Source organism: Pandoraea terrae, from assembly GCF_902459695.1.
Taxonomy (GTDB): Bacteria; Pseudomonadota; Gammaproteobacteria; order Burkholderiales; family Burkholderiaceae; genus Pandoraea; species Pandoraea terrae.
On record NZ_CABPRZ010000028.1, the window covers coordinates 14857 to 25694 of the forward strand.

A 10838-nucleotide genomic window follows, 5' to 3' on the forward strand; every position below is an offset into this window, starting at 1 on the left:
GACCTGGCTTTTTCCATTTTGGTGCGCCGGCCTCACGCAGTGCTGCGGGCCGGTGTAAAGTGAACGTTTGATGCCATTCCGAGTCTTTCACACCATGGACGCCTTGCTCATCGTCATGACGACGTTTCCCGACGAGGCCAGCGCCGAAGCGGCCACCGACGGCATGCTGGCCGCACGGCTCGCCGCCTGCGTGCAGCAGTTGCCGACGGTGCGCTCGAGCTATCGCTGGGAGGGGAAGCGGGAGACGTCCGAGGAGGTGCCGTTGTTGATCAAGACAATGGCCGCGCGCTATTCGGCGCTGGAACAATTCATCAAGGATCATCATCCGTACGACGTGCCCGAGATCGTTGCCTGGCCTGCCAGTGCGGCGTTGCCGGCGTACGCGCGTTGGGTCGAAGCGGAAACCCGGGGGGAGTTGCATGTCTGAGGGGCGGCTGGGAATGGCCAGTGGCGTGCGCCAGCGGGGCGTGCGTTCACAAGGTGTCGGCGCGGCATTCGTGTGGCTGATATTGGCCGCGTTGCTGTTCGGCTGGATGGCGCCTGCGGCGCGTGCCGCTGACGAATTCCTCGATCCCGACGTCGCGTTCAAGGTGTCCGCGAGCGAGACGCCGGGCGCGGTCGTACTGCATTTCGATGTCGCGAAAGGCTACTACCTGTACCGCGAACGCATGGCATTTGCCGTCGGGAGCGGCTTGGCGCAATTGGGCGCGCCGCAGTTTCCCAAGGGCGAGGTGAAGCACGACGAGACCTTCGGCAAGGACATGGAGGTCTATCACGAACCGATCGACGTGCGTTTGCCTGTCACCGGTATCGTCGCGCCGTTCACGCTCAATGTGACGATGCAGGGCTGCGCCGAGAAAGGGATCTGTTATCCCCCGATGGAAAAGCCGCTGAAGATCTCGGCGGCGGTGGGCGCGAAGGCGTCTTCCTCGGCAGGCGGTGCGGCGATGTCCGTCGCGCCGGCAGGGGTGATGACGGCTGCGCCTGCGGCCGGTGCGCGCGATGGGACCCGTGCGATCGGCGCGGATGCGGGCGGCTGGCTTGCGGCACGCGACGATTTCGGCCAATTGGAACGCGTGCTTGCCGGCGGGAATTTCATGACGGCGCTGGCCATCTTCTTCGGGCTTGGCGTGCTGCTGGCGTTCACGCCGTGCGTACTGCCGATGGTGCCGATTCTGTCATCGATCGTGGTCGGGCAAGGCGCCGGCCGTGGCCGCGCCGTGGGCTTGTCAGTCGCGTATGTACTCGGCATGGCCGTCGTCAATACGGCCATTGGCGTGGCTGCCGGGCTGCTGGGACAAGGGCTAACGGCTGCGCTGCAGGCGCCTTGGGTGCTGGTGCTCTTTGCGCTCCTGATGGTGGCCCTGTCGCTTTCGATGTTCGGGTTCTACGAACTGCAACTGCCCGCCGCCCTGCGCGAGCGCATCGACGACGCGGCCCGCCGGCAGGCGTCGGGCCAGTGGGTTGGCGCGGCGGTCATGGGCGTGCTCTCGGGGCTGATCGTCAGCCCGTGCGTGACCGCGCCGCTGGCGGCTGCCTTGGCGTTCATTGCAAAAACCGGCGACGCGGTCTTCGGCGGGGCGACGCTGTTCGCGCTGTCGCTCGGCATGGGGGTGCCGCTTGTCATCGTCGCCGCCGGCGAGGGCGCCTTGTTGCCCAAGGCGGGCGCCTGGATGGAAGGCGTCAAGCGTTTCTTCGGAGTGGTGCTGCTTGGCGTGGCGTTGTGGATCGTTCGCCCGCTCGTGTCGACGCCGGTGCTGCTGCTGGGCTGGGGTGTCCTGTTGCTCGTGTGCGCGAGCTTCCTGCGGGTGTTCGACAGCCTGCCGGATGGCGCCAGCGGCTTCAGGCGGCTGCTGAAGGGGCTCGGCGTGGTGGTAGCAATGTTGGGTGCCGTAGCGCTCGTCGGCGCCGCCTCGGGGGCGCGTGACCCCTTGCAGCCGCTTGCAGGACTGACAGGGAGTGTGGCGGGCGCAGGTGCGCAAGCGGCATCCGACACGCACGCATTGCCCGTCACGCGTGTGCGTGATCTGGCCGATCTGGAGCGGCAGGTCGCCGCCGCCGGCAAGCCGGTGATGTTCGATTTCTATGCCGACTGGTGCATCAGTTGCAAGGAAATGGAGCGTTTCACCTTCACCGATCCGCGCGTGCGGGCCCGCCTGGGCCAAATGCTGATCCTGCAGGCCGATGTGACCGCCAACTCCGCCGACGACCAGGCATTGCTCAAGCGTTTTGGCCTGTTCGGGCCGCCCGGCATCATCTTCTTCGACGCATCGGGCAAGGAAGTGGCGGGCGGCCGCGTGATCGGCTTCCAATCGGCCGATCAGTTCCTGCGCAGCCTCGACAAGGCGTTGGGGGCGGCGGCGACGTAATCGTTCGGTAGTGGCGCCGCCCGTAAAAAAGCGGCCGCACCCTGTTCGGGGCGGCCGCTTTTTCGTTTCGCGTGTAATCAGCCCCGGGCCTTGATCAGGCGGGCTGCGTCGAGCGCGAAATATGTCAGCACGCCATCGGCGCCGGCGCGTTTGAACGCCAACAGCGATTCGAGCACCACCTTGTCGTGGTCGAGCCAGCCGTTCTGTACAGCAGCCTTGATCATCGCGTACTCGCCGCTGACCTGGTAGGCATACGTCGGGTAATGGAATTGGTCCTTCACGCGGCGCACGATATCCAGATACGGCATGCCCGGCTTGACCATCACCATGTCGGCGCCTTCCTCGATATCGAGCGCGACTTCGCGCAGCGCTTCGTCCGAATTGGCGGGGTCCATCTGGTACGACATCTTGTTGCCCTTGCCGAGGCTCGCGGCCGAGCCGACGGCGTCGCGGAACGGGCCGTAGAACGCGGACGCATACTTCGCGGCGTAAGCCATGATGCGCGTATGGATGAAATCGTGCTCCTCGAGCGCGACGCGGACAGCGCCGATGCGGCCGTCCATCATGTCGGACGGGGCAACGATGTCCACGCCCGCTTCCGCCTGCACCAGCGCCTGCTGAACCAGGATCGTGGTGGTCGCCTCGTTGATCACGTAGCCTTCTTCGTCGAGCACGCCGTCCTGGCCGTGGCTCGTGTACGGATCCAGCGCGACGTCGGTCAACACGCCAAGCTCGGGGAAGCTGCGCTTCAGTTCGCGTACGGCACGCGGAATCAGGCCCGCCGGGTCCGTGGCGGCCATGCCGTCCGGCGTCTTCAGCGACGGCTCGATGTTCGGAAACAGGGCGATCACCGGCACGCCCAGCGTGACGCAGGTGTCGGCCACGCGCAGCAGTTCATCGACCGACAGGCGCTCGACGCCGGGCATCGAATCGACGGACTCACGGCGGTTTTGTCCTTCGACGACAAAGACCGGGTAAATCAGGTCGTCGGTCGTCAGCCGGTTTTCGCGCATCAGGCGGCGGGAGAAATCATCGCGGCGCATGCGGCGCGGGCGAAGCAGGGGAAATGTGCTCATGCGATCGGACCTCTGGCTGGGGGAGTGCGTGGTGTGAGCGTCGTGCAGACCGGCAGTCGCTTGCCGGTTTGCGCCGTCCAGCGTACGGGCAAAACGGCGCAAAAAAACGATGGACTCCGGGAAACTTTCGAACGCATGGTATATCATACCAACCGGATGCATGCACTGCGTGCAGTGTCCCCCGCTTCTCCTCCCTGAGCGGGCGCCTGTCGTTCTACGATTAGGCTTATTTAAACCCGCCGTGCCTACACGGCGGTTTTTTTATGTGCGCAATTTCCGCATGTTCGTGCGTTTTCCCGCGCGGGGTTACCGGGGTTACTTTACCGCCGGCTTTGCCGGTTGGGGGCGTTCCGGAATTTCGAGCCAGGCTTCGAGTTGACGCTGCGCGGAATCCACGCCGGTGCGATTCAACGAGGAAAACAACTGGGCCGTGAATTGCGGCGGGGTGGCGGGATCGTCCGGCGGCAGACCGTCGGTGCGCGGATAGCGGCCGAAGACCTGCTTCGCATTGCGCAGGGCGTTCGTGGCTTCCTGGCGCGACAGCTTGTCGGCTTTGGTCAGCAGCGCGTGGATCGGGCGTCCGGTCGGCAGGAACCACTCGACCAGCCTGAGATCGAGCTCGGTGAACGGGCGGCGCGAATCCATCACGAGTACCAGCCCGCGCAGTTGCGGCCGTTGCACCAGGTAATCGCCGAGCAGCTGCTGCCAGTGCAGCTTCGCGCCTCCCGACACCTGGGCGTAGCCGTAGCCCGGCAAGTCGACCAGATAGCCGTAGGTATGCTCGGCCTTCGCATTGGCGATTTCGAAATAGTTGATGTGCTGCGTGCGCCCGGGCGTCTTGCTGGCGAACGCGAGGCGCTTCTGGTTGCACAGGATGTTCATCGCGCTGGACTTGCCGGCGTTCGAGCGTCCGGCAAACGCGACTTCCGGGACCGCCGTGGGCGGCAGGTCGCGCAGATGATTGACGGTGGTGAAGAATTTGGCTTGATGGAGTAGGGACATGGGCTGGGAGCGCGGCGCGCAAACGGATCCGACGCGCGCTTCAAGGCGCTCAGGAGGGCCCCGTACTGCGACATCTACATGGAAACCCCGTAATCCGGGGCGAGTCTTTATTGTACAATATGAAAGTTAACCTGGGTCCGCCCCAGGCGTTAGCCGAATGTCTCGCGCGTCGTGATGTGGAGGAGGAATACGGCGCCGGACTGTATGGCCAGTACCACTGATTTCCCGACAAAAACGATACAAGGTGTGCGAATGAACCGAGTTTGGACGTCTCTCGCAGCAACACCATTTGCCCTGGCGATTTTCGCCGCAAGCAGTGTGGCCCACGCCGCGGACGCCCCGGCGCCGGTCAAGCCGGACCTGAACCGGGGGCAAGCCATCGCAAGCCAGGTCTGCGCGTCGTGTCATGGCGCCGACGGCAATAGCAGCGGTGGTGCTTATCCGAAATTGGCCGGCCAACACGCCGACTATCTTTACAAGCAGCTCGCGGATTTCAAGGTGCAGTCGGGCGCGAAAGCCCCTGCGCGGAACAACGCGATCATGGCCGGCATGGTCGGTGCGCTGAACGACCAGGACATGCGCAACGTCGCGGCTTTCTTCGAATCGCAGAAGGAAAAGCCGGGTTTTGCACGCAACAAGGATTCGGTCGCGCTAGGTCAGAAGATTTTCCGCGGCGGCCTGGCCGACAAGGGCGTGCCGGCGTGCGCGGCCTGCCACGGCCCGGCGGGCGCGGGGATGCCGGCGCAATATCCGCGTCTGGGCGGCCAGTGGGCCGACTACACGCAAGCGCAGCTCGTGGCCTTCCGCGACGAAACACGTACCAACAACGCACCGATGCATGCCGTGGCCTCGCGCCTCTCCGACAAGGAGATCAAGGCCGTGGCAGACTATATTGCCGGCCTGCGGTAAGACATATTCGGTTGCTTATAACAAAATCGGGCGAGTCGCATCGATGCGGCCGACCTCAAGTGGTTTAGCATAGGGTGGCTGGCGCGAGGGCGCCGTCCACCCTTTTTTGTTGTCGGGTCTGGAAAAGAATCGGGATGAGCGTCAGTACATCAGGTATGCAGGTCAAGGGGACTCAGCGCTGGTTTCGCGACAGCGTCGAACTGTTCAGTTCGATGCGTTTCGCCATCAGCCTGCTCACGGTGCTCGCCATCGCCAGCATCGTCGGCACCGTGCTCAAGCAGGGCGACCCCTACCCCAACTACGTCAATCAGTTCGGACCGTTCTGGGCAGATATCTTCCGCGCGCTGGGCTTGTTCGCCGTCTACAGCTCGTGGTGGTTCCTGACGATCCTGGGGTTCCTGATGATCTCGACGTCGCTGTGCGTCATCCGGAACGCCCCCAAGATGATCGCCGATATCCGCAGCTGGCGCGATCATGTGCGCGAAGGCAGCCTGCGCGCCTTCGGGCACAAGGCCGAATACAAGGGGCCGTCGCCGCGCGCCGAAATGCTCGCGCGCCTGACGCAGTATGTCGGGCGCCGCGGCTATCGCCTGGTCGTGCGCGAGCGCGACGGTGCGACGCTCATCGCCGCCAAGGCCGGCGCGGTCAACAAGATCGGCTACATCTTCGCCCACAGCGCGATCGTCATCATCTGTCTGGGCGGGCTCGTCGACAGCGATTTGCTGATCCGCTTCCAAATGCATCTCTTTGGCAAGTCGCCGCTGCAAGGCAATGCGGTGATTGCGCAAATTCCGGAAGACCACCGCTTGTCGTCCGGAAATCCGGCGTTTCGCGGGTATTCGTTCATTCCGGAAGGCAGCAAGTCTTCGACGGCGATCCTCAATTTTCAGGATGGGTCGCTGGTGCAGGACCTGCCGTTCTCGATTGAATTGAAGAAGTTTCACGTCGATTATTACTCGACGGGCATGCCCAAGCTGTTTGCGAGCGACATCGTCGTCACGGACCCCGATAACGGCAAGACGATGAATGCGACGGTCAAGGTGAACGAGCCGTTCATCTACAAGGGCGTGGCGATCTACCAGTCGAGCTTCGAAGATGGCGGCAGCAAGCTCAAGCTGACCGGCTATCCGATGACCGGCTCGGGGAGTGCGCCGTTCGACTTCTCGGGCGAGGTCGGCGGCAAGACCGCGCTCAAGGCCGGCGCACCCGGCAAGGGCGACTACACGATCGAGTTCAGCGATTTCCGGGCAATCAACGTCGAAAACATCAGCAACGGCAGCGGCGAGCGCGACGTGCGCGGCGTGGCGAGGCGGTCGCTGAGCGAAGACCTGAGCAAGCATCTCGGCTCCGGGGCGCCGTCTGCCGTCGACAAGAATCTGCGCAATGTCGGGCCGTCCGTGCAGTACAAGGTGCGCGACACGGCCGGGCAGGCGAAGGAGTATCGTAACTACATGCTGCCCATTCGGGTCGAGGGCGGCGAACGGGTGTTCATGACCGGCGTGCGCGATACGCCGGATGGCCCGTTCCAGTATCTGCGCATTCCCGCCGACGCCGACGGTTCCGTCAAACAGTGGATGATGCTGCGCGCGGCGCTGTTCGACGCTGGCGCGCGCGCCGAAGCGGCCCGCCGGTTCGCCGCGCAATCGTTGCCGGCGGGTTCCGCGCCCGAGTTGCGTGCGCAATTGCAGGAAAGCGCGAAGCGCGGGCTCGACCTGTTTGCCGCCGCGACCCCTGTAGTCGCGGGGCGTGAGCCGACGGGCGGCTTGCAGGCCATCGCGGAGTTGGTCGGCGAGCGCGTGCCGCAGGATCAGCAGTCGAGCGCGGCCGAAATGTTCAGGCGTATTCTGGACGGGACGGTCTGGCAATTGTGGCAAATAGCGCGCGAGCGCAGCGGTTTGCCGGTAGCGGCCTCCACGCCCGAGAACGATCGCTTCACGCACACGGCTGTCAACGCGCTGTCGGACAACTTCCTTTACGGCGCGCCGGTGTTCCTGCAGCTTGATTCGTTCGATCAGATCCAGGCGAGCGTCTTCCAGTTGACGCGCTCGCCGGGCAAGAAGATCGTGTATCTTGGCAGCTTGCTGCTGGTGCTCGGTATTTTTTCGATGTTCTATGTGCGGGAGCGCCGCCTGTGGCTCTGGCTGAAGGATACGGACGACGGCGGCAGCTCAGTGCTGATGGCCGCGTCGACGACGCGCCGCACGATGGACTTCGACAAGGAATTCGACCGTATGAAAGCGGACATTGAAACGCTGGTCGCAAAACGATGAAGGTGACGAATATGGAGCTCTCCCAAGGCTATTCCGAGGTCTCGTGGCTGCGGCGGCGAACGTGGGCCGACTGGCTGTTTGCGGCAGCGCTGCTCGCGGGCGCGCTGTTCGCGCTGAACCGCTATGGCCATTTCATGGATTATTACGAGAATGCCATCCTGATCGGCGCCGTGCCGGTGTTTGCGTTGCTCGGCTGGCATTGGCGCGCATCACGCGTGCTGATGGCCGGCATCGCCTTCTTCGCGCTGTCGGGCATTTCGCTTTATCACGGCGATCTCGCACGCGCCAATCAGGCGTTCTTCCTCAAGTATTTCCTGTCGAGCCAGTCGGCCATCCTGTGGATGAGCGCGCTGTTCTTCCTCGCCACGATCTTCTACTGGGGCGGGCTGATCGCGCGCTCGCCGGTCGGTTCCAGCCTCGGCTCGACGCTGTGCTGGGCTGCCGTGCTGCTCGGTTTTACGGGCATGATGGTGCGCTGGTACGAGTCGTATCTGGTCGGCGTAGACGTCGGCCATATTCCGATTTCGAACCTGTATGAAGTGTTTGTGCTGTTCTGCATGATCACCGCGCTGTTCTACCTGTATTACGAACAGCGCTATGAGACGCGCGCCCTCGGGCCGTTCGTCTTGCTCGTGATCAGCGCGGCGGTCGGTTTCCTGCTTTGGTACAGCGTGGCGCGCGGCGCGTTTGAAATCCAGCCGCTGGTGCCTGCACTGCAAAGCTGGTGGATGAAGATCCACGTGCCGGCGAACTTCATCGGCTATGGCACGTTTGCCCTCGCAGCGATGGTCGCCGTCGCGTATCTGCTCAAGGCGCGCGAACAGAAGAAGCTTGCCATTGCCGGCGCGCCGCTCGGTACCGGCTTTTTCTCGTCGCGCCTGCCGTCGCTCGAACTGCTCGATGACTTGATGTACAAGGCGATCGCCGTCGGCTTTGCCTTCTTCACGATCGCCACGATTCTCGGCGCACTGTGGGCGGCCGACGCCTGGGGCGGCTACTGGAGCTGGGACCCGAAAGAAACGTGGGCGCTGATCGTCTGGCTCAATTACGCGGCATGGCTGCACATGCGTCTCATGAAGGGCCTGCGCGGTGCCGTCGCCGCGTGGTGGGCGCTCACCGGCCTGCTCGTCACGACGTTCGCGTTCCTGGGGGTCAACATGTTCCTGTCGGGGCTGCATAGCTACGGCCAGCTCTGACGCCCGCAGGTGGTTGTCACGATAAAGCAAAGCCGCCGGGGGGCCTCCCGGCGGCTTTTTTTGCTATCGCTGGATCAGCCGTTTGTTGGCAGCAGGCGCTCGCCGGCAAACAGTGACTCGACCGTTTCCCGTTCGCGCACCAGATGCGCCACGTCGCCGTCGACCATGACCTCGGCGGCGCGCGGACGCGTGTTGTAGTTCGAGCTCATGGTGAAGCCGTAAGCACCGGCCGAATGAATGGCGAGCAGGTCGCCCGCTTCGACGTTCAGCGCGCGATCGCGGCCCAGCCAATCGCCGCTTTCACACACCGGGCCGACGACGTCATATACGGTACTGTCACCGCTGTCGCGTTGCGTGACCGGGACGATGCCGTGGTACGCCTCGTACATGGCGGGACGCGCCAGATCGTTCATGGCCGCATCGACAATCGCGAAGTTTTTCGTTTCGCCCGGCTTCAGGAACTCGACCTGCGTGAGCAACACGCCGGCATTGCCGACCAGCGAGCGGCCCGGCTCGAACAGCACCTGGCGATGACCGTGGCCGCGCCGGGCGACGTGGTCGAGCAGTTGCGTGGCGAACGCGGTGATATCGGGCGGCGTTTCGTCGGTATAGGTGATGCCCAGACCGCCGCCGACGTCGATGTGATGAATCTTGATGTTCTCGGCGTCAAGGCGTTCGACGAGATCAAGCACTTTGTCCAGCGCGTCGAGATACGGCGACACTTCCGTGATCTGCGAGCCGATATGGCAGTCGATGCCGACCACTTCGAGGTGCGGCAGTTGCGACGCCTCACGGTAGGCGGCGAGCGCTTCCTCGTAGGCCACGCCAAACTTGTTGCCGCGCAGGCCGGTGGAAATGTACGGATGCGTCTTGGCGTCGACGTCGGGATTCACGCGCAGCGAGACGCGTGCACGGCGCCCCATGCTGCCGGCAACGTCGTTCAGGCGCGCCAGTTCGGGGCGTGATTCGACATTGAAGCAAAAGACATCTTTTTCGAGCGCGAAGCGCATTTCGTCGGCATGTTTGCCGACGCCCGAGAACACGACACGGCGAGGATCGCCCCCGGCGGCGATCACGCGTGCGAGCTCGCCGGCCGACACGATGTCGAAGCCCGCGCCCAGCTTGGCGAACACGCCGAGCACCGCGAGGTTGGAATTCGCTTTTGCCGCGTAATGTACGGCCGCGTTGCGCCCCTCGCATGCCTTGGCGTAGGCGCCGTATGCTTGCGTCAGCGCGGCCTTCGAATAGACATACAGCGGCGTGCCGAAACGTGCGGCAAGGGTGGACAACGAGACCGATTCAGCGTGCAGCACGCCGTCACGGTAAGCGAAAAAGGCATCGGTCATAGCGAAACTCGGACAAAAACACGCGAAACTCGGATAAAACTCAGGGACACAACCCGCCGGGGCGTTATTCCGGTTTGGCGGCCGGTTTGGAGGCGGCTGGCGGCACTTCGACGGACGGGCCGCGTGCGGGCGCGGGCACCACGGCGGGCGGCGCGAGCGGCTCGCCCGGCGGTGCGGTCGGACGCGGCGGTTTGGCCGGCAGGTACAGCGGGCCGGCCTGACCGCAGCCGGCCAACGCGCTCAGGATCGCAATCGACGCTACAATCGCGCTGGTTCGAATAGGTGCAGTCATGGGGTAGAAACCGCACGGGGCGGTGTGTATACAGTGACGCAAACCGTGGAGTTTAGCATGACGGAAAGTGAATTCCTGGCCATCGCCGAGGCGGTTCTGGCGCAGGTGGAGGCGGCTGTCGAGGACAGCGGCGCGGATATGGATTGCGAGCGCAGCGGCAACGTGCTGACGCTTGAATTCGACGATGGCAGCAAGATCATCGTCAATCTGCAAACGCCGATGAGCGAAATCTGGGTGGCGGCGCGTTCGGGTGGCTTCCATTACCGCCTGCAGGGCGATCAGTGGCGCGATACGCGCGACAACAGCGAACTCTTTGAGGCGCTGTCCCGTTTCGCCACGCAACAAGCCGGCGAACCGGTCACGTTGCGCGCGGCGTAA

The 10838-nt window shown here is 63.9% G+C and carries 10 protein-coding genes; 6 read left to right on the forward strand and 4 right to left on the reverse strand.

The window, feature by feature from the left end:
• Nucleotides 1-94 precede the first annotated feature (94 nt).
• Together cutA and dsbD are read left to right on the forward strand one after the other, a co-directional pair.
• Nucleotides 95-427 carry a divalent-cation tolerance protein CutA gene (gene cutA, locus PTE30175_RS23545; protein WP_150699502.1) on the forward strand — a complete coding sequence of 111 codons (333 nt, stop codon included), beginning with the start codon at nt 95-97 and terminating at the stop codon, nt 425-427.
• Nucleotides 420-2369, forward strand: a complete 1950-nt coding sequence (gene dsbD / locus PTE30175_RS23550) for a protein-disulfide reductase DsbD (RefSeq protein ID WP_224788942.1) — start codon at nt 420-422, stop codon at nt 2367-2369. The genes cutA and dsbD overlap by 8 nt, the downstream gene beginning before the upstream one ends.
• Before the next feature lie 77 nt (nt 2370-2446).
• On the opposite strand, the gene hemB is transcribed toward dsbD, so the two are convergent.
• Entirely contained in the window at nt 2447-3445 is a 999-nt protein-coding gene (gene hemB, locus PTE30175_RS23555; RefSeq protein ID WP_150699503.1) for a porphobilinogen synthase, read from the reverse strand.
• Between the two features lie 315 nt (nt 3446-3760).
• Nucleotides 3761-4447, reverse strand: a complete 687-nt coding sequence (gene yihA, locus PTE30175_RS23560) for a ribosome biogenesis GTP-binding protein YihA/YsxC (protein ID WP_150699504.1) — start codon at nt 4445-4447, stop codon at nt 3761-3763.
• A gap of 252 nt (nt 4448-4699) precedes the next feature.
• Between yihA and PTE30175_RS23565 the strand changes: the two genes are divergently transcribed.
• The 3 genes from PTE30175_RS23565 (at nt 4700) to ccsB (ending at nt 8822) form a co-directional block, all read left to right on the forward strand.
• Nucleotides 4700-5356, forward strand: a complete 657-nt coding sequence (locus PTE30175_RS23565) for a c-type cytochrome (protein ID WP_150699505.1) — start codon at nt 4700-4702, stop codon at nt 5354-5356.
• A 134-nt stretch (nt 5357-5490) separates the two neighbouring features.
• The gene (locus PTE30175_RS23570) at nt 5491-7626 is read left to right on the forward strand and encodes a cytochrome c biogenesis protein ResB (protein ID WP_150699506.1); all 2136 of its coding nucleotides are present in this window, start codon (nt 5491-5493) and stop codon (nt 7624-7626) included.
• 11 nt (nt 7627-7637) lie between these two features.
• The gene (gene ccsB / locus PTE30175_RS23575) at nt 7638-8822 is read left to right on the forward strand and encodes a c-type cytochrome biogenesis protein CcsB (protein ID WP_150699507.1); all 1185 of its coding nucleotides are present in this window, start codon (nt 7638-7640) and stop codon (nt 8820-8822) included.
• A gap of 74 nt (nt 8823-8896) precedes the next feature.
• Here the strand turns inward: ccsB and lysA are convergent, their stop codons facing one another.
• Nucleotides 8897-10168 (reverse strand): diaminopimelate decarboxylase, encoded by a 1272-nt coding sequence (gene lysA, locus PTE30175_RS23580; RefSeq protein WP_150699508.1) that lies wholly within the window; start codon nt 10166-10168, stop codon nt 8897-8899.
• Nucleotides 10169-10232: 64 nt separating this feature from the next.
• On the reverse strand, nt 10233-10460 hold the full coding sequence (lptM, locus tag PTE30175_RS23585; RefSeq protein ID WP_150699509.1) for an LPS translocon maturation chaperone LptM: 228 nt from the start codon (nt 10458-10460) through the stop codon (nt 10233-10235).
• Nucleotides 10461-10517: 57 nt separating this feature from the next.
• Here lptM and cyaY point away from each other — a divergent pair, with 57 nt between their 5' ends.
• Nucleotides 10518-10838: an iron donor protein CyaY gene (gene cyaY / locus PTE30175_RS23590; RefSeq protein ID WP_150699510.1), complete on the forward strand. Its 321-nt coding sequence runs from the start codon at nt 10518-10520 to the stop codon at nt 10836-10838.